The sequence below is a fragment of the Vibrio sp. 2132-1 genome, from assembly GCF_033344315.1.
The window spans coordinates 1-748 of sequence record NZ_JAWPON010000270.1 but is presented as its reverse complement, the minus strand read 5'-3'; the positions used below and the strand labels follow the sequence as shown (position 1 = coordinate 748).

Annotated in this window: 1 protein-coding gene; it reads right to left on the bottom strand. The window is 48.9% G+C overall.

What is annotated here, in order from left to right:
• On the bottom strand, nucleotides 1-748 hold a 748-nt coding region (locus tag R8N47_RS24860; RefSeq protein WP_318186061.1), incomplete at both ends, for a S49 family peptidase.

The window sequence follows — 748 nt, the reverse complement described above, 5'->3', positions numbered from 1 at the left end:
TCGTTGCGAATCACTTCTGACGCAAACGCACTGCCACCAGGGCTGTCTACGCGAAGCACGACTGCTTTTACCTTCTCATCGTTACGCGCTTGACGCAGTAGACTTGCAACCGTGTCACCGCCTACTGTTCCACGAGGTTGTTGACCATCCATGATGGCGCCACTTGCAACAACAACAGCAATATCATGGTTCGCGAGTGTGTAGTCTGGGCGAATCGTCGCTAGGTAGTCGTAATAACTAATGGCGTTATAGCTGTCTTTACCGTCGCTACCAAATTCTTTGGCGAATAGGGTACGAATATCTTGGCGTGTCGCCAATTCATCAACTAACCCCATTTTGACGGCCAATTGCGCCAAATCACCATCCACAGATTTCATCTCGGTAAGCAGTTCTTCCATCGTTGGGTTTAGCACTTTGGCGTTGATGTTGCGGTTAGTCGTCACGTCATCGACAAACGCGCTCCACAACTGAGTGACCCAGCGAGTGGCAGACTCTTTTGCCGCATCCGACATGTCGTCACGAATAAACGGCTCGATAGCTGATTTGTAAGTACCGACTCGGAAAACGTGAGTGGATACGTCTAACTTCTCTAGCAGAGTTTTGTAGTACATAGAGTAAGCGCTGTAGCCCTTAATCAGTACGCCACCATCAGGCGCCATGTACACTTTATCGGCGTAGCTTGCTAAGTAATATTGGCTCTGATTGTAAAAGTCACCCACCGCGTAAACTGGTTTACCTGATGCCTTAA